The sequence below is a fragment of the Mycoplasma sp. 13536 genome, from assembly GCF_055523495.1.
Genome location: NZ_JBVFVC010000001.1, coordinates 728,359 through 754,776, shown reverse-complemented (window position 1 = coordinate 754,776; position 26,418 = coordinate 728,359). Strand labels below are relative to the sequence as shown.

Sequence of the window (26,418 nt, the reverse complement as noted above, 5' to 3'; positions counted from 1 at the left end):
ATATATATATATATATATATTATAATTAGATAATTAAAGATAAAAATATATAACAAAAATTTTAAAGAATTATATTTAGATTTTACATATAATGTTATATATAAAAAAAGAAGAAAGATAAAATAAAACAATGTAAATATTATAAAAATGCATTTTTTGTATTAGTTTATTATGGTTTACTAGAAAGTGGAAATATGAATTTATCGTTAAAAATAACATGCTCAAGAAATGTAGATTCTGAGATTTTAGACATCCTTAGAGATGGCAAATATCATGATGCAAAATTATCTACAAATAAAATTGAATTAAAAAGGGATCGTCGGGATGATAGATATATTGATTCATTAAGTAATGTTAAAATAGCATTAAAAAAAGAAGGTCAAGGATATTTAATCCTTATGGGAAACTTATCTCGTGATTTTCGCAGGCCTTATGGTGGGTCATTTTATATTGTTAAAAAAATTGATGAAATTTCAGACTTTAAACAAGTTAAGGGAGTTCCTGCAAGTATAAGATTTTCAACAATGGATGAAGACTTAACTACAAATGATGAACTTTCAGACTATATGCAAAAACTAATTGATAATCCTGAATTTAAATTTAATATTGATCAATTTTCAGAATTCATGGATATTTTTAAATTTTATAAAGATTTATCAGCTGAACTAAATAATAATTTTTCATTTGAAATAACATCAATTTCAAAGCCATATTATTTTATTCCGATTCATGTTAAAGATTTAAATTTAGAAATTAAAGAAGAAATTAAAGATCAAAATGGTCTGCTTAAGGGTTATAAAATTAGCGAGATTACTTATGAAAGACTTAAAAATGAAGTTAAAAGGCAAGTTTTAAAATTAATTAATATACACATTAAGGATAGTAATGAGCCACTTCGTTGAATTAAACGAGTTGGATATGACAACATTTTTTTATCTAATAAATTAAATATTTCAGAAAAAGATGTTGAAAATTTAAAACAATTTGAGGTTATTAACTCTAACATTGTCAAGAAAGAAGTAGTTTTATCCGGTGAATTTAAAAATAACGAAGACTATGAGAAGCATTTTAGTGCTTTAAACTTATATGATATGGGTCAAAAGATTAAGATTGATTCCATTGATAATTCGCTTCGTTTAATTAATCAAGGTGCAACTGGATCAGCCATTTCCCTTTTAGAATATTTAATTGGTGATAGTAAAATGCCTACTAAGCATTTAGAACCTACTGAGGTAACCAATAAATATACAAATGGTTTAAACAATTCACAGAAGCAAGCTTTTTTAATGGCTGTTGATGGGTCTCCTGTTAGTTTAATTAAAGGTCCTCCCGGAACTGGTAAAACACATGTTATTAATGCAATTGTTCAATATATAACTAAAGAATTAGGACAAAAAGTAGTAATTTCTTCACAAACACATATTGCCATTGATAATGTTTTAGACAAATTAATGCAAAATTTCGATATTATTATCCCAAATCGAATCACCAACCGAAAAAATAAATACAGCGGAAATGAAATAGATTCAACATTATATAAAACATGGGCACAAAAATTTTCTGAGCATAATAAGAATGTAACATATTTAAAATTATCGGCTGCTATGGAAAAACAAATGGCTCATTTTGCGGGTGAACCAAGATTTAAATATACTGAATATTCTTCACCAAGTAATTTTCCAGTAATTGGTATAACCACTACCTCAAGTGCTTTAGGTGGCAAGAAAGGTTTTGAAATCCTAAAAGGATATGATTGGCTTATTATTGATGAAGTAAGTAAATGTCCTATTAGCGAGGTGCTAAGATATTTACCATATGTAAGCAAGGTTATTTTGGTTGGAGATAATTACCAATTAGCACCATTATTAGAATTTTCAAAAGAAGATGTTAAAGATTTGCCTTCATATAATGAAGATAAATTTGAAAAACTTCAAAATATTTATGAGCAATCAGTTTTTGATAAAGTAATGGATAAAGCACAACAAGCAAATCGGTTAGTTCTTTTAAATGAAAACTATCGATCTGTAAAGTCAGTGCTTGCAGCTTATAACGTATTTTATGACAATAAACTTGAAAATAAACGTGAGCAAGTTAGACCCAATAAAGTTCGCTTCAATGTTACAGATAACAGTATTAACTATGATACTAATGATATTTTCTTTGTCGAGGTTTTAAATGGACAAGAAGCTAGAGAGGGAACTTCAAGATTTAATATTGAAGAAATAAATGCAACTGCATTTATTTTGAGAGATGTAATGCAAAAGGCAATTAATCCTGAAAATATTTCAGTAAGTGCTATTTTCCCTTATGCTGCTCAAATTGAAAAGTTCCAAAAGCAAAATATTGCTTTAATTAATGAAGCTAAAAAATTGTTTAAATCTTTTGAAATTGATACCGTAGATGCTTTCCAAGGTAAAGAATCAGATGTTGTTTTGGTTAATACAGTAGTCACTGATGCATCGCAACGAAATTTCCTAAATGATTTTAGGAGAATTAATGTCGCTATGTCACGGGCTAGAGATAAACTAATAATTTTTGGTAATAATCGTGTGCTTCGTCAAATTTCAATGAAAATACTTAATGGGCAAGAAAGAAAATATTTTAATGAAATAATTAGTTATATAACATCAAAAGGTAAATTTATTGAATATAATGGAGGTGAAGTAAAACATGCAGATAAAAGCAAAAGTAGCTTTAAGCTTGCCTAATAAATATTACAAAATAACTTTAAAGTATGATACATTCCAAAAAGCAACGTGAGATCAATATTTCATTGCATCCTTAGTTTATAATACAAATTATGAAAGCGATGCACATGTTTATATTAATGAAATTACAGGAAATGGTTCTTTAAACCAACATTTTAAAATACTTTATGATGAAATAATTAAAATGGAACCTGAACAAATTAAAGGTATTTTAGAAAATTCTTTATACCCTATCACCATAGTGGAGCAAAAGAATCATTTTAAATATTATGAAATATTTGATGCGACTAGGTTTAATAACCAAGTTTTTCATGGTAATTTAGAAAATGATAAGGATTTATTAGCAAAGATGCTGCTTCCTACAAGGAAAGAAGTTAAGTTATTAAGCATTGATTTTGATATTCAAGTTGGTAAAGTAGTAAAAAATATCTATAATACTATTTTTAGTGATGCTGAAATAAAAGTTGATCTAGATAATGAACAATATTACCAAATTTCAAAAGAAAATTTTTTATCAGTCTACGAAAAAGAAGACATCTATAGTGATTGAATGCCAATGATAGGAAATAAAATCACACAAGGAAATTGAAATGTGCTAACTAAACTAGTTGCTGATTCTTGGGGTAAGGTTAAATATACTTATAAAACTAAAGATGATAATCTTGCAGTTTTATTACCGGATGGAATCCAAGAAACATCCGTTATTAGTGCTTATGGTTTATTATTTTATAAAGATGTCAAACATTCTTTTGATATAAAAAATCAAGATAAATTTATTGAAGCAGTTGAGTTTATGAAAACAAAAAATTACTTAGCAGAATATCCGCAAAAAAGTTTAATCAGTCTATTAAATATACTTCCTTGGAAAAAAGCTCAAGAAATTATTCAACTTACACTTCAACGTAAAAAATTAAAAGATGTAATTGAGGCAGCTTTAAAACTAATTAAAGAAGGTCATAGCACCGGGTGAGAAAAACCAACTTTAATGGTAATTAAAAACCAGGCTCCAAAGCGCTATTACAAATACCTTTATAAATTAGATAGTGATTTAGGATTTGAGGATGCTGATTTATTAGATATTGATGATATTGATTTAAATCAAGAAGATAAAAAACGTAAAGATGCATACTTTGAGAAAAGAGACAATTATCTTAAAGAAATTAACCAAATGGTTGGTGATATGACAACTTCTGGTGTAAGAGAAAATCTCAAAAAACTTCAAAAGGATAAGTTAGTTAATTCAGTTAAGAAATTTTTAAATGATGTTCAAGGACACAACAAAGGTGGTCTTGAAAAATTATCATTAGAAGAACTTGCGAAAAAATATGAAGAAATTAAAAGAGTATATAATGGTGACTATGCTAAGGTTAAAGAACGTTGTGATAAACTAGCTGATTAATATATTATGAAATATTTATTTTTTGATATTGAGTGTGCTGATGGTTTAAAAGCAATTTGTGAATATGGATATGTTCTTACAGATGTAAATTTTAATATTCTTGAAAAACAAAATATTTTAATTAATCCTGAAACTGAATTTAACTTAACTGGTCGAAAAAATCGCCCCGATCTAGTTCTTACTTACCCCCACGAAGTATATTATAAGCAACTTTCTTTTGAATATTATTATCAAACTATTAAAGAATTAATGGTGCAGGATGATTTAGTAATTTTTGGCTATGCTGTAGAGAATGATATTAGTTTTTTAGCTGGAAGTATAAAACGTTATAACCTGGATTTTTTTAATTATATTTCTTATGATATACAAAAGCTTGTTAGTGTTTTAAATAATGATGGAACAAACCATCCTTCATTAGAAAAAGTGTTTAATGATTTACTAAATAGTGGGGATGAAGTAAACTTGCAAGATCACAAAGCTTGTGATGATGCACATAAGTCAATGCTTGTCTTAAAAGAACTAACCAGCACACAAAACTTAAATACAATAGAATTGCTTCATTTATACCCAGATCTAAAATATAAAACATTTGATTATTTAAAACAACGCGAACAAATTCTAAAATTGAGAAAAGAAACACGTAAGAAAGAACAAATTGCAAAAAGAGTAAGGAGAGAAGAACGTAAAAGACGACAAGAGTTAAAACGAAAGAAAAAATTTGATCAATTTTGAGAAACAACTTTAAAACTCGCTAAAGAAGGTGGATTTGAAAATATAAATGTCCCTGAAGAATCATTGAAAGATATCCTTAAAGCAATTAATTATTATGAAAGAATTAAATTACACAAAAAACAAAATGTTAAAAATCAAATTAAAGATAATTTCAACAATGAAACATTTGAAGAATTTTTTGAAAAATCCTTAATCTTATCTAAAGAAGGAGGCTTTGAAAATATAACATCTGAACCATTGCTTAAATCATTTTTAAAATTAGTGAAACAACATCATTATCTTAATCTAAAATATTATAAACATCAAAACCAAAAAACTGTCCAAAAAAATATAGCCAAGCCTTTTGAAGAAATTTGAGAAGTGGCCTTAAATTTAGCCAAAAGTTAAATAATGTAACTTAATAAAAGTAAACAAGAATAAATGTTCTAAAGTAAACGAAAAGCTAACAATAATTGTTAGCTTTTTATTTTAATATTTTGCATGATCAAGTTTTTACAATATATATATATATATATATATATGAATTATAATTAATTTAAATAAATAACTAACATAATAAATTTTTTGTTCTTCAAATTTATTATGTTACTACATATCATTCTGTCTATATAAACTTTGTAAGGAGTAAAATGTCAAATAATAATAAATCGCTCACCAGCATTGAGTTATTACAAAAACTACAAGAAATATTTATAAAATCCGGCTTTGCAATTATTTCATGTGGGATTCGTATAAATAATTTTATAAAATTTAAAATTTTAAAACATAATCAAGAATATTTTATAAATGTAAATATCCGTAATATTGCTAGTGCATACTTACCAAATAAACCTGATGTAATGAGAAGACAAGTTAACAAACTTAATTTTAATGATATTCCTGATAATACTGGAAATAATGCAACAATGCTATTAGGACTTTGAGATATTAATGGTAAAAAAGTTTTAGTTGCTTGAAATCCATTTTTATTTATCCACCATGAAAAAAACCGCTCTTGCTATGTATTAAAAGAAAGTTTAAATAAAGCATCACAATATGGTTTATATCAAGGTAAGGATTCAGGTACAAATATTTTAGTATGTTCTGAAAATAATTTTGAAAAACTATTATCAGTTTATCTAGAAATTTATAAGGCAGATTAAGATGAGTATTTTAAAAAAGGATTTTGTATACGTAGATTTATTTGCTGGAATTGGTGGCTTTGCTCTAGCAATGCAAAAATATAGCAATAATAGCAAATGTTTATTTGCTTCTGAAATTAATGAAGCAGCTGCGCAAACATATGAACAAAATTTTAAACATAAACCTTTGGGAGATATCCAATTGTTAAATTTTAATAATTTATATCAAAAAAATATTGATGTAGTTTGTGCTGGTTTTCCATGTCAAACATTTTCCAAAGGTGGCAAGCAGGAGGGGTTTAATGATTCACGTGGCACACTGTTTCGTGAAATAATTAGATTAATTGAAACAAAGCAAGATATTAAGCAAAGACCAAAGATATTAATTTTAGAAAATGTCCAAAATTTAATTACTCATGATAGTGGTAATACATGAAACACAATTTATAATGAAATATCAAATGCTGGATATAATGTGGTTAAAAAACCACTAGTTGCAAGCCCTAAAGATTTTGGAGTTCCACAACTAAGAAATAGGGCAATAATACTAGCAGTGAGAAAAGATATATACAATGGTCCTATCAATTTAGAAATTAAAAAAGTTAAACAAAATACACCTACTATTTCTAAAATCATACAAGATGAGTTACAAATTAGCAATAAAGCAAAATATCAATTATCTAAAATGCAATTACAAACCCTAAAATGTTGGAATAACTTTATAGAGATTATTCCAAAAAACAACAGAGTCTTAGGTTTTCCCATTTGGGTTGATGAATTTGGATTAAATTATGATATTTCAAATTTACCAATTTGAAAACAATCCATTATTAAACGAAACAGAACTTTATATTTTGAATATAAAGAAAAAATTGATAAATGACTAGAAAAGTGAAAGGTTAAAGATATTTTAAATAAAACAATGCGTAAATTTGAATGACAAGCTGGCTTGGATTTAGATAATCTTTTCGAAGGAATTATTCAATTCCGTCCTAGCGGAATTAGAGTCAAAAGACCTACAGAATCCCCAGCATTAGTAGCAATGGACCATCGCCCAATCTATGGACCTCAAAAAAGGTATTTTACTCCTGTTGAATGTTTAAGGTTACAAAGTTTTCCAGATAGTTTTAAATATATAGGAAATGAAAAAGAATTATTTAAACAATTAGGCAATGCAGTTAATGTTACTGTAATATATTCTATATTTAAACATTTTATTAAATATATTAATAAAATGAGAAAGGTTAATAACAATGAATAATACTAAGAAGTACGATATAACTATAGGATCTGGTTTTATAAAAAATTTTCAATTTGAAAATTATAAACTTGAACGTGTTTTTTCTGAATTTATCGATAATTCTTTACAAAGTTTCTTAGACAACCAGGATATTTTAAAAAACCTTGAAGATGGTAAAAAGTGTAAAGTTTCAATTATTTGAGATAAAAATCAAATTATTATTGAAGATAATTCGTTTGGTATGAATGAGGAAGAATTTGGTAGAGCTTTAAAACTAAATGCAAAAAACCCAAATGCAAATAAAGATAATCAGTTAGGGATGTATGGCATAAGCTTAAAATATGCTTCTGTTTACTTAGGTAATAAATATACAATATCCACAACAAGATATGATTCTGGTTCTAGAATTAGTGCGTCTGTTGATATTGATGAGTTATCGGAAAATAATCCAAACGAAATTGAAGCAATCTTTGACCATGATCAAAAAGAAAACCATGGGACAATTATAACAATTACTAAATTAGTAAAAGAACTTAATAACCCAAATAAGGAAAATGAGCTGCGTGAAAAGCTTGGTACAATCTATCACCATTATTTAGAGAGGGGTATTTTAAATATTACGTTAAATAAAATACCTATAAAGTATGAAAAGCCTGAAATATATATGGATGAAAATCAGCAAAGATATATTCGTAATATTAATGATTCATTTACTTTTAAAAATATAACATACGAATTCACAGGTTGAATAGGAATCCTTAATAAAGGAAATCGTAGTAAAACTGGTCTAAACATGATGCAAGCAAATAGGTGTATTGCACTTAACTATAAACCTGAAAAAATATTTGATAAAGGTAATTTATTTCCAACCCTCCGAGTAGTTGGGGAAATAAGATTTGAAGGAAAAAATTATGTTTTATCCTATACTAAAGATAAATTTGTTTGGAATCACGATGGTGCAGAGGATAAATTTCTTGAGAAATTAGCTTCAAATGAAAGCGTCTCATATATTATTAAACAATCTAAAAAAATTCGTGTAAAAGATGATGATAGAAAAATTAGTAATCAAACTAAAAAGATCTTGTCAGATAGTGCAGCAAGTACACCAACTATTAAAGAAGATATTAACAATAATGAGGAAAAATCAGTTAAAGAACTCCCAAAGAATGAATTTGAAAAAGATGTTGATGAAATTATATTTGAAAAATATAATGTTTTAGTAAATGATCAATTGGTTTATTTATATGTATCAATTCAAAGGCTTTCTTCAGATGTAGATTGCTTACAGTTTGATAAATATAAAGATGGCTATTCTCTTATTATAAATATTAATAATCAGTTTTATGTTAATAAATTTAAAAAAAGCGGAACAATTGCATCAGTTAATTCAATTATTATAATATTAGTTCAGAGTATGCTTCAAAGCCAAAGTTTGGGTATTAAATTGGCTGATTCTATAAAATTGCTTGACACAATTAATGAGATTATGGTTAAACAAAATGGATAGCAATAAAATTATTTTAACTAAAGTTGTTGAAGATAAAAAAGTTGCAGATAACTATATAAATTTAGCCAAATTAAACGGTTTTTATATAAAAAAATTTAAAGAATTTCTTGCAAAATCAGAAGATAGTCAAACAATTTCTCATATTCTTTCAAATTCATATCAAGCAATTTATAATTTTCAAAATCCAACTGGTAATATTAATCAATATAGTCCTGTTAAAATATTATGTTTAGGCAAGGTACAAAGTGGGAAAACATCATTTTTTTTAGCATCAACGGCGCTGGCATTTGATAATGGGTATGATATTGCTTATATACTAGCTGGGACTAAATTAAAATTAAAAGACCAAAATTTTAATAGACTAGTTGACGGATTCAAAAATAACGAGAAAGTAAAAATTTTTAATTTAAATTCCTCATTTAAGGAAGATATAAAGGATTTAATTAAACAAGGATGTAAAATTATATTAGTTGTTTTAAAAAATCCTGCAGAAAATACTAATTTGGGGAAAATGATGCAATTGGCAAAATTATATTCTGAAATACCATCAATTGTTATCGATGATGAGGGAGATGAATTTACTCCAGGAGCTCCAAAATCTAAAAAAAAGGGAATATCTAATAAAACTCATGACAATATAGTTGATATTATTACTTCTTTTAAGATATGCACATTTTTATCAGTTACAGCAACCCCACAAGCTAATTTACTCATTTCAACCTATGACCATATCTCACCTGATAGAGCTTTATTGGTTAAGCCAGGAAAAAATTATACTGGAGGAAGATCCTTTTTTGATACTATTGATAATCCACATATAAAAGTAATTGATGATAATGATGATTTTGAAAATTCAATACCTGATTCATTTAAAGAAGCCTTATATTTATTTATTTTTTCATGTGCCTTAAAGCGAGCACAAGGAGACTATAAACCTTTTTCAATGCTTGTACATCCTTCTTCATTTAACAAAATCCAAGATATTGTTGGGTTACGTATAAAAAAATATATTAATACAACAATTACTTCGGGACTTGAAGATAAAAATTCTATATATTTTGATGATCTTAAAACTGAAATAAGTAAATGTTACAAAGAATATTATGAATTAAATAATGGTATTATCAAAATTGAGTTTAAAAAAATAGTTAATGAACTTTCCAATGTTGTAAAAAATATTAATTTACAAGTGATCAACCATAATAATATTGAAAAGGAAAAAACAAACTTTCTTTATAACATTAAAGTAGGTGGCAACATGTTAGGACGCGGCCTTACTTTGGATCGTTTAATCGTTTCATATATTTACCGAGATTCAAAAGAGGCACAAGTAGACACTATGTATCAAAGATGCCGCTGATTTGGATATAAAAATAATTATTTTGATATTTGCAGAGTATTTATGACTAAAGAACTACAAAGAAAATTTATGGCTATTGTATCAAATGAGGATCATATGTGAAATGCTTTTCAAGCATTTTTAGAGTCAAATTTGAATCTAAAGCAGTTTAAACGAACCTTTTTATTAGAACATGATAACTTAGTTTTAACACGCAAAAGTGTGTCAAATACTGTTAGTTTAAAAGTTATTTCATATGGTAATAAAGAAGATTTATCTGTAGAATTAACCAACCAACAAAAAGAACATAATCGAAATTTATATTTAAATTTTTGTAAAAAATATGGATCAAAAGGAAAATTAATTGATTTTGACACATCGCAAGAACATAATCAAAGGCATTTATTGTTAATGCTAAGTTTTAATGAGTTTTATAATGAATTTTTATCTAAACTTGTTTTTGGATTTACTAGTCCATTTAGTCTAGAAAGTTTTGCAATAATTAATAATAGAATAAAACAAGGGTTACAAAGTGATGAAATTTTAATTATGCTTATGAGGTATCAAAAAGGTCAGTATCGTTCTTATACTGATTCCACAAACACATCTATAAAAAGATTGTTTCAAGGTCAAAATCATGGAACTAAATTTTCTGGTGATAGGTACCCAGTTGATATAAATGGAAATGATTATACAAATATTCCATTCATTCAAATACATATGGTAGATATTTTTAATAAAACGCCTATATTTGAATCATGTATCCCATTAATAACTTTTAATAATCCTTTAACAGCTCAAACAATAAAATTAGTTACAGGAGATAATGTTTATGAATAAAGAATCGAAATATTTTGGAAATTTTCTAAAAGATCAGTGACTTTCAAATAATGTTTTTATGTTTGAAAGTGAAGATGGAATTAAAACTATTTTCATTAAAAATAGTAACAATTTGGCTAAAACTATGAATAATGCAACAGATAACTTGCATTATTCAATTAATGGGAGATACACAGATGGCAATACCACTTATTATTTTCATACTATCTCGTGCTTAAGGCAAGATAATAAATCAAAAGAACAGTTTCAAATTATTTATGATTATTTATTTAAATCTATTGATAAACCTCAAGCTGGTGAAGATATTTTTAATTTGCTTGACTCTTTAGAAATATTATTTAAATCTACACCAGCACAAGATTTAAAAAGAATGCAAAGCATTTCCTATTTAATATTATTATTTTGTATTTATAGTCATAAAAGTAATTTAAAAAGTATTTATAGTAAATTTAATGATCTTGATTATCTTGAGAAAGGTGTTATACAATTAAATTTTGAAACTTCAATCATTTTAAAAGGTTCATTAACTGGCAATAGGATTCACCGATTTGCACATGATTTATTAACTTCAGCGCAAAATAATTTATACTATGTATCAATTTTGCTTGAAAAAGATGATAATGGAGTTAGTCTTTATGATTTATTTTTAAAAGTAAGTTTTTTAATTAAAGATCCTATTTTCCATTTATATTTAGAAATGCTTAAAATTAAGTGTGAAATTTCTAGTTTAAATAAAGGTGTAAGTTATAATTTAAATTATGCTTTAGATCAATTGAAAATTTTTAAAAAAGAGCAATTACCAATTTTAGAAATTAACTCAAAGTACTGCGATATTAGTAATATTAAATATGATATTGATTGTAAAAAGCTAAATTCACTTAATATAAGTGAATTTAGTGATGAAATTAGAAAGAATCTTACTTGGTAAGATAAAGGAGAAAAATGGATTTAAAAGAATATAATAAAGTTAAAGATTTTACATACTTAGAATATTGTGATTATTTACAAAATAAATATGGAATAGGTCTTGGCCCATACTTTAAGGAAAATTGAGTTAAAAATCCAAAGATTACGAGAACTAAAGAAGGTTTGTTTGCACATCATAAATATGAAGATCATGCAATTATGTTATCTACCTTGGAATATGCAAAAAATAATCCTTATGAATGACAATTACCTGAAAACTTAGTATATTGAATTATCTAGAACATTTATTCTTACATATTTTAATTGTCCAATACCCTGCTAAAAATAAAAACAAGCATGAAAATGTCGGTTATGGTGGTGTAGTTAATTTCTTAGTACCAGAATTAAATGATGTTTATTCTGGTTTCATGCCTGAAAGTGGTTGAAAAATTAAACCATATTCAGTTATAAAAGATCACAAAGATGTTTATTTACAATTACTTAAAAAATTTAAAAATATAATGAAAAATGACCCAAATTTCTCGCCGCTATCTTTATTATCTTCGTGACCTTATAACAAAGGTGTATGAAGCATTTATAATAACTTAGAATTATATAATGAAATATTAGATCTATAAAATTTTTACTAGTTGCCTATAATATTGGTTGCAAGTAACTAGTATTATGTTAAAATAAATTTTTTATATTGTGTAAATACCAAATTTATATATTAATATTTATATATATATATATATATAATGTTATAATATAAATATAATTAAAGGAAAATACAAAAAGGACAAAATATGAGACTTAAACGAAAATACAAAATAGTTTTAATATCCCTTGGTTCTGCAATGGGTATAACTACTATTTTTACAACTGTGCAATCATTGCAAATAGATTCTAAAAATAGTCATAAGTATAATGTGCAACAAACTGTTAATACCTTCTTAGACAACAATACTGCTGATCCTAAGAATTCATATCCAAATACTTATGATGCAAATTTAGATCGTAAACCAAGAGAACCCGAACCAACTCCTCCTAAAGAAGTTGAAGAGCCTCTTACAATACTTCCAGATCCCCCAAAGATTATTGATGATAAAAAAGAGGAACCTAAACCAGTGGACCCTCCTAAATTAGAAGAAGATGCATTGCCAATTCCTACTCCTGTTCCGCCAGTAGAAGACACTAAACCCGTTGAACCAGATGTTCCAATTCAAAAAACTCCAATTGAGGTAAAACCTGAACCGGATAAAGAACCTTATGAAAGAGTGCAACGTCGCGAACGGAAAGAAATTAACCAAGGTGGTATTAAATTTACAGCTGATATTGCATATTTAAATCCCCCTAAAACTGAAAGATATGATCGGGATCGAGGAATTGCGAACCGGATTGCATATCAAAATGAATTTCAAGAAGTTGAAGGTATTTATAATGCTTTAACGGAAGCAAATATTAAAATTTCTGTGGAAAGATCGCAAAAAGGCGCTAAAGATGCAGATTGACTTTTCCAAAATTCAAACACTTCATTCCATGAAGTATTGCATGATGAAAAGTTAGATATTGAAGCTCAAATTGATTTCTTTAAACGTAGTGGCGATGGTGCTATTGAAGCATTAGGTAACTTATATGCAAGGTATTTTAGACTTTTAGAAAAACCTGAAAAACTTAAAGAATATCTTGATGAAACTGGTTTAAAAAACTTTGATAAATGATGAAACATGACCAAGATCTTCAAATACCGGCCTCCACGTGCAAATCAAGATGTTGAAGTTCCTCTTGGTAAATTATTGCTTTTAATGCATATTGATCAATCTAAAATTAATAAAGTTAGCGATCGTGTTAAAAAATACCTAGAAGAAGGTTTTGTAATTTCAGAAAGCGGACAAGTATGAGTTAATGAAAATGGTGAATGAGAATCATATGTTTATTCACCACCAGTTAACAATGTTCAATTAAGAATCCAATACGATAATAAAAATCGTCGTGTTTTATGAAATAACGAAACATGGCCTGGTCGTAATTCTGATGACATAAGATTAGGCAATTACAACGGTTGAACTAAAACTTGGGCAAACCAAGAATTTGAACAAAATGGATATGCTGATTTAATTGCAGGATTTCATGGTATCACAATTAATAGGTTTATTAATAATAAACCTGAAGAAGGAAAACTCAAAGAAGCTATTGTTGTTGAAATTGATGTTGAACAACCAAAAGCATATCAAAATGCTCAAGCATTAATTGAAAGACTTCAAAAAAATAACGTTAAAATTACTGGTTATCGTATTAAAAGTATTGGAAGAGTTGGGGCAAACCAAGATATGGATAAAATCTTTGCTGCTTTACCAAACAAATTGCCAATGCTTGAATTATTCTTCGCGTCAAAAAATACAACTGCCTTAAAATATATTAAAGGTAAAGAAATTGACGAATTAGCCATGTATACAGACCAAAAATTAAATGCTTTAGCAAACGACTGGGCATTTAATCCATGGGCTTTAAATAAAGTTGCTTGAGTCAACATGGATGATTACAATATATCATGAGGTGCTTTAAATAGCCAAGAAAGAATTTATTCTCGAATTAGTTTTGACAATTTAGCCTTTGATGAAGAAGACGTTATCGTTAATGGAAAATATGATTTAACAATCATTAACGATGGCTTAAGAATGGCTTATTGAGCTAGAAACAACGAAAGAATCTTCCAAGGTGGTTGAGGTGGTGGTAATAAGCCTGATAGTCAAAGGGATGGAAACTCATGGCCTCTTGGCTTAGATTTCAGTAATGCACCAAGTATCAAAACATTAGCGGGTATGGTATTTGAAGACGTGTTAGGAAATAATAGTACTGTTCGTAAACTACGTAGAATTAAATTATTCAATGACTCAGATATTTGATCTGTATCTGCCTTTGAAATGAACAATGCACAATTTAGCAAAATTCTAATTACTGGCGAGCCAGGTGATCCAAGCAAGATCTTCTTTAGCAATGGTAAAGAAACCAAGAAGATAATGATGAGGGCACTAGAACCTGGAAAAGGTGAAAAACTTAATGCAGAAGGTGCTGGCAACTTACGTACTTTATTAAATAATAGTGATGGAACCTTTAATTCAAACACCGAAATTATTGTTCAAGCAGGGGAACAAGCATTACTAGATTCTTTAAAATCTGCTGGGTTTAATGCAAGGTATGAAGTTGAGGATGACAAATATATCATTTTATAATTAACAAAAACAATATGTGTACAAGCATATTGTTTTTATATATAAATTTTATTAGTCTAAATACACAATAAATGCATTTAATTGAATAAATTAGGTGCATACAATTTTATGGTTGTTTTTCTATCCCAATGTGATAAATATTCATTAAATAAGAATTATAAGAAATTTAATTATTACCGGTGATTAATAAGTAATTTAAACAAAAAAAACTTAGCCATGAGCTAAGTTTTAAGTTAGTCTTTATTTTGTTCATGTTGTTGTAGACTTGGTTTTATCATATTTTGTGCTTTATAGTTTTTAAAACTGATCAATTTAATAACAAATGGGTTAAAGTATTTTTCGGTAAAGCCTTGCACAAATAAGTATAAAAATGGTGCTAACAATGTACCAAGCAACATTGCAAAAGTTCCAGCTAAAATACCATTATATGCTTGTGCACTTGGGTTTGTTAAAGTTCAAGAAATGCCAAGGTTATTTGTGTAAGCAGCAAAGCCATTTGAATAGGTATCTTCAAATAATAAATTCGGCAATTGCTGTGCTAAACCTCTGGCTGGATTAATTGCAGCAGACCCCGTTAATATTCCCATTCAAACGCTAAATGAAATAATTGCCATAATAAATGTATCACGGTATTTATTATCAATTCTTGGTGAAAAAATTGGTACTAATAATACAACTGTCACAATCATTTCAAAGAAGAAAATTCATGTTGAGCCTGAGGCCATTATTGATCCTTCACCATTTTTAACCACAAAAGGTGAAAATGATTTTTTAGCAGCTACTAGTGAGTTAATTGGTGCATTAGCAACATAAGTATCGCCTACGTTTGCCTTTCCAACTGCATAAATAATTGCACCTGCAATAAAAGCCCCAATTACTTGCATTAAGATTTTAAATAAAGTATATTTACCATCATTTGTCCCATTTAAATATCTTGTAATTGAAACAGCCGGATTTAAATCACAACTAAATCTTAGAAAAATAAATAATACTAATCCAACTGCCACAAAACCCGCAAAGAAACCAACCAAGACTGGGTGAATCAAATATTCTTCTATAATAATGGGGTGGCCATCTTTATCTTTAATAAAGGTACTAAGGCCTGCTAATAATAATGAAAGCATAATTGTACCAATTATTTCAGAAATACCATGAATTAATCAAGTTTTTGGATCCTTTGGTTTTTCTGCATTTAAACGTTTATCTTTGGTTAATTTAAAATAACTAAAGAGCGATTGAGTTTTTAAGGTTTGCTTTTGTTTATCCATTTTTAATTTTTCCATTTTCTAAAATAATTAAGGCATTTTCAAAGTTGTTATTTTGAGCTGCATCTGCATGATCTAACGTTACTTTAGCAATTTGGGTAAGGGCTAAATCAGTTAGAAATGCTTGGTGTGAGGTAATTAACACATTTGGCATTTCAATTAATTCTTTTCATTGAGGATCTAGGTTCTTTAAATCTTCAATACGAGCTGAAACATCTTCGTAAAATCTTCCTTCTTCGCGCTCTAACACATCAGTTGCTAAACCACGGATTTTTCCAGATTTAAGAGCCTTAATAATTGCTTCTAAGTCTAATATTTCACCACGGGCGGTATTAACTACAATAACCCCATCTTTCATTTTATTAACTGCAGCTTGATCTAATAAATATTTTGTTGATGGTAGCAATGGACAGTGAATTGAAATGAAATCTGACTCTTCTAGTAATTTACTTAATGAAACAAATTCAATTTCTAATTTTGCAGCTAAATCAGGGAAGTTTTCTTGTGCATAGGCATCAAATACTAATACTCTTGCACCAGTTGCTTTGGCAATTTTAATAAATGTTTGCCCAATTTTTCCTGAACCAATTACTCCAACTGTTGAATTTGCAATACATTTACCATCTAATCCGTTTAAAGAAAAGTTGTATTGTTCAACTCGTTTATTTGCTTGAATTAAATTTCTATTTAGTGCTGATAAACCGGCAAAGGCAAATTCTCCAATGCTTTCAGCTGAGTAATTAAAGATTCTAAAAACATTAATCCCTAATTTGTTAGCTGTTGCAATATCAATCTTATTATATCCCATTGATCTTTGAAATCAATGTCTTACCCCCAACTTTGCTAAAACATCTAAAATTACTTTATCTCCGTATGTATTAACAAAGGCACAAACTGCATCATATCCTTTGGCCAAAGAAGCAGTATTAAGGTTTAAATTTTCTTTGAAAAATGTAATTTGGTGTCTGCTTTCATTATACTTTTCAAAATATTTTATGTCATAATCTTTCGCATCAAAAAATGCTATTTTCATTCTGTCTCCTATTTCTAATTTTGTGAATTTAAAATAACTTATAAAGTTATTTAAAATTATATAAAATTATGCCTATAACGTAAATAAAAAATGCGGAATTTATAATGAAAATTGTTAATGAATATTTTGATATTTTTGTTTACAAATTTTAAAAATATAATATAATTATAAAGCCATTTGAACAATAACCTACTAACCTGGTCAGGATAGAGATATAGCAGCCATATGAAGAAGTATTGTGTCAGGTGGTCTTTTTTTATATTTTAATAAAGGAGTAATTTATGGATATATTTTTTAAAAATAATGAATTTTTATTTAAATTACGAGTTGGTTATTTAGTTAAACATGATAATAAAATTTTATTATCAAAAAATCCAAACGGTACATATTTTTATTTACCCGGGGGCAAAATTGAATTTGGCGAAACTTCGAGCAATGCCCTTAAACGTGAAATATTTGAAGAATTAAAACTTATTCCCAATACAATTAAGGAATTATTTCACGAAGAAACTTTTTATTATTCAGACTTTTTTAAAGCAAACGTGCATGAAATTTGTTTTTATTTTGAGGTAAATTTAAACATGCCCAAGCATATGTTAAATGATGAATTTGAAATTTGTGAAACTCCAACTAAAAGACCATATTTTAAATGGGTTAACGAACAAGACTTAGAAAATATAAATTTTGTTCCCCAATCAATTTTAAAATACCTTAATAAACCAAATGCTTTGAATAAATCATAGTATTTGGTTTATTTTTATACTTAAAATATAAAAAGAAAACCAAGATTCATCTTGGTTTATTAAACATTTAGTTATTTTCGAATTCATCATAAGTTTCATTGTAATCTAGATCAAAATCATAACTTTCTTGCATTGGTTCATTTTCAACATCCTCAATGATTTGATCAAGTGAAAATTGTTCTATTTCAGCTCTTAATTCTTCAGTAAATGTTGGCTCTGGTTCTTTATGTTTATCAGGGAAATATGAAGCAAAACTACGAATGTCATATTTACCTTTTAATTCATAATTAGAGTTAGTTCCGGCAGGAATTTTTTGACCTAAAATAATGTTTTCTTTTAATCCTTCAAGCATATCGATGCGTTTACCAATTGATGAATTAACTAAGATCTTTGCTGTTTCTTGGAAAGAAGCAGCAGCTAGGAACGACGTAGATTGAAGCGGAATTTGTTTAGCTCCAGAAATTTTTGGTTTACCATATGCAGGACGTAATCCTTTAGCTAATAATTTAGCATTTTCAGTTTGGTAAACATAAGTATCAACTAATGATCCACTAAATAATCTTGAATCGCCTGGATCAATAATTAAAATTTTTGACAACATTTGTGAAATAATAATTTCAATATATTTATCGGCAATTGTAATACCTTGGAGACGGTATAGTCGTTGAATTTCTTTAAGTAAGTAATTTTGTACAGTTCTTACATCGGTGGTATTTAATAATTGGTTTAAAACAATTGGACCATCAAAGATTTTTTGACCAGGAACAACCTTATCTCCTTCTTTTACTCTTAATCTTTGAGTAGTTGATCCAGTTACAAATTCATTAAGTAAATTGCCTTGATCGTCTGTTGTTGCAATTGTAACTTGTGTTAAGTCAGCAAATTTTTTGGCATCCTTACTTAAGATTTGTTCTATTTTTGTAATAGTACCATTTCATTTAGAAATTGCGGCTGTTTTACCTCATGGATTATCATAAGCATCGATCAACTCAATTAAACGACCAAACCCACCAGTAATATCTTCAACTCCGGCAACCCCTCCAGTATGGAAAGTACGCATGGTTAGCTGAGTTCCAGGTTCACCAATTGATTGAGCAGCTACAATACCAACGGCTTCACCAATATTTACAACACGGTTGGTTGCTAAATCTTTTCCATAACAAACCTTACATACCCCGTTTTTGGTGTGACATGATAAAACTGAACGAATATCAACAGTTTCTAACTTTAATTCATTAGCTAAGTAATTTGCAATTTGAGGTGTAATTAATTTGTTCGCTGCAATTACTAAGTTACCATCATTATCGTAAATGGCTTTATTTGTATATCTTCCTTCAATTCTTTCGTATAGGGATTCAATGACAACATTTGTTTTAGTATCTTTAATATTTTTAACGACAAACCCAAAATCTGAACCACAGTCTTCTTCACGTACTACAATACTTTGTGCCACGTCAATTAATCTACGTGTTAAATACCCAGATTTAGCAGTGTTAAGTGCTGTATCGGTAAGTCCTTTACGTGCACCATGGGTTGATGAATAAAATTCGTAGGCACTAAGACCATTTAAGAAAGATGACTTAACAGGGATTTCGATGGTAGAACGTACGACACGTTCATTTTCAGCATCGGCTTTTAATGTTTTGGTGTTGTTTGACATCAGTCCACGCATACCGGCCAGCTGAATTAAGTTAGAAGTATTTCCGCGAGCCCCAGAAGACATCATCATAAATAATGGATTATCTACTTCTAAATTAGTTATTTCCTTAAGGGATTTTTCGACTTTATCTTTGACTTTTGACCATTTTTCAATTGTTAATTTATAACGTTCATCATCTGTTAAATAACCATTTTCAAAATATGTTTTTAATTCAGCGATATATTCATCACCTTCTTTTATATAATCTTTAGTTAATTCAGAAGTTTTAACATCATTCATTGAAATAGTAATTCCTGAAATAGTTGAATAATGGAATCCTAATTCTTTAATATTATCTAAAATTTCAGCAACGTAGTTGGAATATTTAAACCAAACAGTTTCTAAGGCTTTTGAATATTGTTCTAAAGTTCAATCTAATTGTTCTAATGATTCATTAGGAGAATGTGAAAAAGTGTATTTGTCAAATTCTTCAATAATAAAATTATTTAATAATTTAGCATGTGTATCAGGTAATAATTCACCTTTATAATCAACTAAAGCATTAAGAGCTTCCAGTTGGTCTTTATAATTAGTTTTATTAATATTGTTAATTACACTTGCTAAATCTTCAATTGTAATAACAGAAACATATTCTTTGTAAATTTGATGAATAATTTTAGCGGTATCTTTTTTAGATAAAGCTAAGTTTAGGTCCACATTTGCAATTACTTGTCTAAAGTTTTGTCCATATTCCAAAGTATAACGATCTAATGCGTCACGTGAAGTATGAATTACTTCTTTAGTTGAAACCTTAGTTTCGCCATTAGAGGCTTTAACATAACTTTTTTCTACGTATTTACCAAAAATAAACTCAAATTCTTTTGGCAATACGTTGTTGTAAATGAATTTACCTACTGTAGAAAAGATGTATGGTTTAGTTGTTTGCTTTAATAATTTAGGTTTATTTAAACTACTAATTGGTAATACAACTCTTGTATGTAAACTAATATCATTACGTTCATAAGCGCGCATCATTTCTTCAAAGTTTTGATAGTAATTTCCTTCACCCTTTGCTTGATAACCTGTTTTTTCTATGGTTAAATAGTAAATTCCTAAAATAATATCTTGTGAAGGATTAATGATGGGTTCACCATCTTTTGGACCTAAAATATTTTTTGAGGCTAACATTAGTTCTTGTGCTTCACGAACCGCTTTTTCAGAAATTGGCACGTGAACTGCCATTTGGTCCCCATCAAAGTCGGCATTAAAAGCCGTTGTTACTAATGGGTGCAATTTAATTGCTTTAGAACGAATTAAAACCGGTTCAAAGGCTTGAATCGATAAACGGTGTAAGGTAGGAGCACGGTTTAATAACACCGGGCGACCTTTAATTGCTTCATCAACGTACGGTCAAATTTTTGGATCTAAATTTTCAATTAGTTTTTTAGCAGTTTTAATGCTTGTAACACTTTCTTCCTTTGCAATTAAATCTTTAATAATTCATGGTTCAAATAATTTAGCAGCAATATCTCTAGGGATTCCTACTTGGTACATTTTTAACGATGGCCCAGCAACAATTACACTACGAGCCGAATAATCAACACGTTTACCTAATAAATTTTGACGGAAACGACCTTTTTTACCTGTTAAACTGTCTGAAATTGATTTTAAAGGATGATTATCCCTTGAAGAAACTGGAGTTGGTTTTTTACGAGCATTGTCAATTAAAGCATCAACAGCTTCTTGGACCATACGGTATTCATTTTGTCTAATTAACATAGGAGCATCAGTATCATGCCATTTTTCAACACGTGAGTTTCTAATAATGATCCGGCGGTATAATTCATTAATATCACTAGTTGAATGTCTTCCTCCATCAAGTTGTACCAGTGGCCTTAAATCAGCAGGAATAACTGGCAATTCATAGATTAACATATCTGTTGGTTTTTGGCCAGAACGAATGAATGATGAAATAATTGTTAAACGTTTATATAATTTTTGACGTTGTTGAATTTTTGAAACAGAAACATCTTTTTGCTTATTGATTTCTGAATTAATTTTATCTATTTGTTCTTGAACTAATTGTTGTTCTTTATGGCTATCAAAGTTTGTTAATAAATACTCAATAGCTTGCGAACCTGTACCAATTAAAGCATCTGAATATTCTTTAATAATATCGTTATATTGGTAAAAATCAATACCATAATCTTTACCATCTTGAGATTGAGCATAATCGCGTAGTTCATATAAAGCTTCAATAATAATTTCTGAGGCTTCTTCGTCATCTTTGTTTAATTCTTTTAATTCTTCTAAAGCAGCTTCATAAATTGTAGCTGCTTTGTTAATATCAATAATTGTATTTTTCTTGAGTGATTTTAATGATCCGCTCTCTAACACAATATGTGATTTATAGTAAATTAATTTTTCTAAATCTGATTTTGAAACCACTTGTTTTTCATCTTCAACTCTTAGGCCAAGCAAATTGGAAATAACTGAGTGATCAATTTTAAAGAATCAAAAGTGGACAACTGGAGTATGTAAGTGAATATGACCCATTCTGCTACGACGTGAAATTTTAGGTAATATTTCAGGATTATATCTTTTACATTGAGGAGTTTTAGAACATGTTGAGTTAACATCACTTTTTTTGTATTTGGTACCACAAATTGGACATTTAAAATCTATTGTAGGACCAAAAATTAACTCATCAAACAAACCGTCACGTTCGGTTTTATAGGTTTTATAATTAATTGTTTCAGCTTTTGTAACTTCTCCGTGCGACCATTTTAAAACATCTTCTTTAGTTGCTAAAGAAAGTGTGATTTTACGAATTTTATCTTTTTGATTTTGTTTAACAGTTGCTTTATTCACTTTCCCCTCCTGTTTCATATTGGATTATTTGGTCTTCGTCTTGTGGACTTTCAAAACTTTGTTCTAATTTCATACCAAGACCTTTTAATTCATAACTAAGCACGTTGAATGATTCTGGAACACCTGGTGTTGGGACTTCTTTTCCTGATACTAAAGCACTATATAAGTTATTACGACCTAAAATATCATCAGATTTATAAGTTAAAATTTCTTGCAGGATATTTGTAGCACCATATGATTCTAAGGCCCAAGTTTCCATTTCACCAAACCTTTGACCACCATTTTGAGACTTACCTCCTAGTGGTTGTTGGGTAATTAATGAGTATGGACCAACTGAACGTACGTGCATTTTATCATCAACCATATGGTTAAGTTTTAACATATACATAACACCAACTGAAATTGGTTTATCAAATTTTCGACCTGTAATTGGGTCAATAATAATTTGTTTACCAGTTTTATCAAGACCAGCTTCTTCTAAGGCTGCTTCAATATCTGGTTTTTTTACTCCATCAAATGAAGGAGACACGAATTTAACATTTAATTTACGAGCTGCCATACCAAGGTGTAACTCTAAAATTTGACCAATGTTCATACGTGAAGGTACCCCTTGAGGATTTAACATTACATCAAGTGGTGTTCCATCTTCTAAGTGAGGCATGTCTTCTTCAGGTAATACAATTGACACAACACCTTTGTTACCATGACGACCGGCAACTTTATCTCCGACTTTTATTTTACGTTTTTGTGCAATTGATACTTTAACAATTTTTTCAATTCCTTCTTCTAAAATATCACCTTTATCACGTGATAAAACTTCAACGTGTGTAATAGTTCCGTTATGTCCGTTTTTAACTTTTAATGAAGTATCTTTATCTGTTGGTGCTTTTAAAGATAAAATTTGGTATAGTAATTTATCTTCTTGAGAAGGGTTTTCTTCTGCTTTAGGGGAAACTCTACCAACTAATACGTCTCCTGGATATACTTCTGAACCAACTTTAACAATACCAGTTTCATCTAAATGACGTAGTGCATGTTTTGAAACGTTTGGCACGTCTTTTGTTAATATATCATCTCCAGATCTAGATGAACGGAATTGAATTGTTTGTTCTTCGATATGAATTGAAGTAAAGACATCATCACGAACTATTTTTTCATTTAAGATTACGGCATCTTCGAAGTTATATCCATTTCAAGTTGTGAAACCAACCAAAACGTTTTTACCTAAAGCCATTTCACCATCTTTAAATGATGAACCATCAGTTAAAATGTCACCTGTTTCAACAACATCTCCTACTCGAACTAATGGGATTTGTTGAATTATAGTTCCTTGGTTAGATCTTTCGAAATTACGAAGAGAATATTTGTCTGTAATACCTGTTTCATTTCTTTGAATGTGAATATGTGATCCATCAACATATGTAACAGTACCAGCATTTTTAGCTAGCAAGTTATATGATGAATATTTAGCTATATCAGCTTCTATACCAGTAGCAACTAATGGAGCTTCTGCTTGTAATAACGGAACAGCTTGACGTTGCATGTTTGATCCCATTAAGGCACGGTTTGCATCGTCATTTTCTAAGAAAGGAATTCCGGCAGCAGCTACTGATAAAATTTGTCTTGATGAAACTTCGACAAAGTCTACGTCCCCTCCATTACCATTTACATAAGTATAGTTTTTACGAATGGTTAAATTATCATCGATAATACGGTTATTTTCATCAACATTTACCGATGATTGTGCAATTGAATAACCTAATTCTTGGCGAGGGTTTAAATAATGTACATCATTATAATCAACTACACCATTATTAACTTTGAAATAAGGAGTTTTTAAAAATCCTTTTTCATCAATTTGTGAATAGGTAGCAAAATTTAAAATTAACCCAATGTTAAGACCTTCAGGTGTTTCAATTGGACAAATTCTCCCGTAGTGAGTTGAATGTACATCCCGAACCTCAAATTGAGCAGTATCCCGATTAAGACCACCAGGCCCTAAAGAAGTTACGCGACGCTTATTAGATATTTCAGATAAAGGATTAATTTGATCCATAAATTGTGAAAGTTTGGAAGTATTAAAAAAAGATTTAAATTGATTTGTAATTAATTTGTTGTTAGTAACATTTTTAACAGTTACCTTCTCAACATCTTTTGCACCAATTGATTTACGTGTTGTTTTTTCAAGTTTACTTAATGCAATTTGTAATTGGGTTTCAATCAATTCACCAACTGATACAACACGCTTGTTAATTAATGAATCAGGTTCATCATCTTGCCCAAGGCCATCTGTTAAGTTAAAGTAGTAACTAACAGCTGCTACAATATCTGAGATTAATAAGTGGTGTTCAATTGCTGAAGGGTCATTACCAATAACGGTAACAGGTTCTTTTTCTGGATCATTCATTCATTTTTTACTTGGGTAAACTTTAACCTTAATAACTTTAATTCTTTTTCTTAAGATAGGATTATTAAAAACAGTATTTGGATTTTTCTCATTTAATTCAGCTCGATATAACTTATAGTATACATGTTCTGGGTCCAGATCAAGTTTTTCAGTTCTAATAAATCTTTGATTAAAATTTTCTTGAATTTCTTTAGCTTTTTCAAAAGTAATAAAAGTTCCTTTTTCGAATAAAATTTCACCACTTTTGTTTTTAATGTCTTGAGCTAAATATGTGTTAGTAATACGGTCTATTAATGAAAGTTTATTATTAAGCATATAACGACCAACATCAGATAAGTTATATCTACGTTTGTCAAATAAAATACCTGGTAATAATGATTTTTTAGCATCTTGTGTATCACGATCACCTTTTCGTATTGTTCTAAAAATATCTTCTTGTGCCGCTGCAACTAATTCATCTTTATCGTCAACATATCTTTCTAAGATTTTATCTTTTTTAATTGTTTCATCAAGTAAATCATTTGGACCAAAAAGTTTTTGAAGTTGTTTTTGGGTAAATCCAAAGTAAGCTAAAAAAGTACCTAGCTGAATGTTTTTGTTACGATCTAATTTTACCTTAACAGGATCAAGAGTTGATGAGGTTATTTTATGCGATACTTCAAATCACGAACCTATTTTTGGTAAAATTTCAAGTTTGTTAAAAAGATCGTCTGATTGTTTGTTCCGCACGCCAACCCCAAAGTAAGCTCCAGGGGATCTTACTAACTGGCTTACAATAACTTTTTCAGAACCATTGATAATAAAACTACCACCAGAGGTCATGTATGGTATTTCTCCTAAAAGAATTTTATCTTTTTGGATTTCACCAGTATTAATATTTTCTTTTTGAAGATAAATGTAAACCTTTGAACTGTAGTTAATTCCTTTAGCTTTACATTTATTAATTTCTTCTGTTTCGCTTGTTATCTTTTTAAACGGATATTCAATTTCAACAGAGTTTTTAATATAGTCAAGTTTTACTTGACCGGTAATGATTGGATAAATTTCGAGTAAAACTTCATTAATACGTTTTTTCATGAAGTTATCAAAACTATCTTTCCGACTCATTAAAAGATTTTCTAATTTTAATGATTTTTTAGTCACTGAATAATCACGGCGTTGCGTAATTGGACCAAATTTACGAATTGTATATTTTGGTTTTTGATTCATACAAGACCTTCCTTAATTTTATGTTTTTGCTTATAAAAAATGTTATAAAAATAAAATAAACTTTTGCATAATAAATTAAAATATTACAAAAGTAATATAATTTTACTATATTTGTTAAATTTAGTAAATAAAATTATTTGTTTTTTATTCATTGTTTTTGATATAAAAAAATATATTAATTGGAAATGTCACATGCAAGTTTTTTTGCATGTGACATTGTTTTTGT

At 28.6% G+C, this 26,418-nt stretch carries 16 protein-coding genes and 1 other RNA gene; 13 read left to right on the top strand and 4 right to left on the bottom strand.

Annotation, left to right across the window (positions count from 1 at the left end):
- Positions 1-194: 194 nt before the first annotated feature.
- The 11 genes from AC0B4N_RS03020 to AC0B4N_RS02970 all read left to right on the top strand — a co-directional run bounded on the left by AC0B4N_RS03020 (position 195) and on the right by AC0B4N_RS02970 (position 15,025).
- On the top strand, positions 195-2,708 hold the full coding sequence (locus tag AC0B4N_RS03020) for a DEAD/DEAH box helicase (RefSeq protein ID WP_465102384.1): 2,514 nt from the start codon (positions 195-197) through the stop codon (positions 2,706-2,708).
- Positions 2,671-4,107, top strand: a complete 1,437-nt coding sequence (locus AC0B4N_RS03015) for a hypothetical protein (RefSeq protein WP_465102383.1) — start codon at positions 2,671-2,673, stop codon at positions 4,105-4,107. Before AC0B4N_RS03020 ends, AC0B4N_RS03015 begins: the two co-directional genes overlap by 38 nt.
- A gap of 6 nt (positions 4,108-4,113) precedes the next feature.
- Positions 4,114-5,226 (top strand): hypothetical protein, encoded by a 1,113-nt coding sequence (locus AC0B4N_RS03010; RefSeq protein ID WP_465102382.1) that lies wholly within the window; start codon positions 4,114-4,116, stop codon positions 5,224-5,226.
- A gap of 242 nt (positions 5,227-5,468) precedes the next feature.
- Complete coding sequence (locus AC0B4N_RS03005) at positions 5,469-5,981, top strand: hypothetical protein (RefSeq protein WP_465102381.1); 513 nt, start codon at positions 5,469-5,471, stop codon at positions 5,979-5,981.
- A 1-nt stretch (position 5,982) separates the two neighbouring features.
- Positions 5,983-7,221 (top strand): DNA cytosine methyltransferase, encoded by a 1,239-nt coding sequence (locus AC0B4N_RS03000; protein ID WP_465102380.1) that lies wholly within the window; start codon positions 5,983-5,985, stop codon positions 7,219-7,221.
- Positions 7,214-8,707 carry an ATP-binding protein gene (locus tag AC0B4N_RS02995; RefSeq protein ID WP_465102379.1) on the top strand — a complete coding sequence of 498 codons (1,494 nt, stop codon included), beginning with the start codon at positions 7,214-7,216 and terminating at the stop codon, positions 8,705-8,707. The genes AC0B4N_RS03000 and AC0B4N_RS02995 overlap by 8 nt, the downstream gene beginning before the upstream one ends.
- Positions 8,679-10,886, top strand: a complete 2,208-nt coding sequence (locus tag AC0B4N_RS02990) for a Z1 domain-containing protein (RefSeq protein WP_465102378.1) — start codon at positions 8,679-8,681, stop codon at positions 10,884-10,886. The genes AC0B4N_RS02995 and AC0B4N_RS02990 overlap by 29 nt, the downstream gene beginning before the upstream one ends.
- The gene (locus tag AC0B4N_RS02985) at positions 10,879-11,814 is read left to right on the top strand and encodes a hypothetical protein (RefSeq protein ID WP_465102377.1); all 936 of its coding nucleotides are present in this window, start codon (positions 10,879-10,881) and stop codon (positions 11,812-11,814) included. Before AC0B4N_RS02990 ends, AC0B4N_RS02985 begins: the two co-directional genes overlap by 8 nt.
- 14 nt (positions 11,815-11,828) lie before the next feature.
- Positions 11,829-12,092 carry a hypothetical protein gene (locus AC0B4N_RS02980; protein WP_465102376.1) on the top strand — a complete coding sequence of 88 codons (264 nt, stop codon included), beginning with the start codon at positions 11,829-11,831 and terminating at the stop codon, positions 12,090-12,092.
- Positions 12,080-12,430 carry a hypothetical protein gene (locus AC0B4N_RS02975; RefSeq protein ID WP_465102375.1) on the top strand — a complete coding sequence of 117 codons (351 nt, stop codon included), beginning with the start codon at positions 12,080-12,082 and terminating at the stop codon, positions 12,428-12,430. Before AC0B4N_RS02980 ends, AC0B4N_RS02975 begins: the two co-directional genes overlap by 13 nt.
- 168 nt (positions 12,431-12,598) lie before the next feature.
- Complete coding sequence (locus AC0B4N_RS02970) at positions 12,599-15,025, top strand: putative immunoglobulin-blocking virulence protein (RefSeq protein ID WP_465102374.1); 2,427 nt, start codon at positions 12,599-12,601, stop codon at positions 15,023-15,025.
- Positions 15,026-15,258: 233 nt separating this feature from the next.
- Here the strand turns inward: AC0B4N_RS02970 and AC0B4N_RS02965 are convergent, their stop codons facing one another.
- Both AC0B4N_RS02965 and AC0B4N_RS02960 read right to left on the bottom strand, forming a co-directional pair.
- Positions 15,259-16,293 carry an aquaporin gene (locus AC0B4N_RS02965; RefSeq protein WP_465102373.1) on the bottom strand — a complete coding sequence of 345 codons (1,035 nt, stop codon included), beginning with the start codon at positions 16,291-16,293 and terminating at the stop codon, positions 15,259-15,261.
- Positions 16,286-17,323: an NAD(P)-dependent oxidoreductase gene (locus AC0B4N_RS02960; RefSeq protein ID WP_465102372.1), complete on the bottom strand. Its 1,038-nt coding sequence runs from the start codon at positions 17,321-17,323 to the stop codon at positions 16,286-16,288. Before AC0B4N_RS02960 ends, AC0B4N_RS02965 begins: the two co-directional genes overlap by 8 nt.
- Positions 17,324-17,489: 166 nt before the next feature.
- Here AC0B4N_RS02960 and ffs point away from each other — a divergent pair.
- Together ffs and AC0B4N_RS02950 are read left to right on the top strand one after the other, a co-directional pair.
- Positions 17,490-17,583: signal recognition particle sRNA small type (ffs, locus tag AC0B4N_RS02955), an RNA gene on the top strand.
- Positions 17,584-17,604: 21 nt separating this feature from the next.
- Positions 17,605-18,066 carry an NUDIX hydrolase gene (locus AC0B4N_RS02950; protein ID WP_465102371.1) on the top strand — a complete coding sequence of 154 codons (462 nt, stop codon included), beginning with the start codon at positions 17,605-17,607 and terminating at the stop codon, positions 18,064-18,066.
- A 67-nt stretch (positions 18,067-18,133) separates the two neighbouring features.
- Here AC0B4N_RS02950 and AC0B4N_RS02945 read toward each other — a convergent pair whose 3' ends face one another.
- Together AC0B4N_RS02945 and rpoB are read right to left on the bottom strand one after the other, a co-directional pair.
- Positions 18,134-22,576, bottom strand: a complete 4,443-nt coding sequence (locus tag AC0B4N_RS02945) for a DNA-directed RNA polymerase subunit beta' (RefSeq protein WP_465102370.1) — start codon at positions 22,574-22,576, stop codon at positions 18,134-18,136.
- Positions 22,569-26,192 (bottom strand): DNA-directed RNA polymerase subunit beta, encoded by a 3,624-nt coding sequence (gene rpoB / locus AC0B4N_RS02940; protein ID WP_465102369.1) that lies wholly within the window; start codon positions 26,190-26,192, stop codon positions 22,569-22,571. The genes AC0B4N_RS02945 and rpoB overlap by 8 nt, the downstream gene beginning before the upstream one ends.
- Positions 26,193-26,418: the final 226 nt, after the last annotated feature.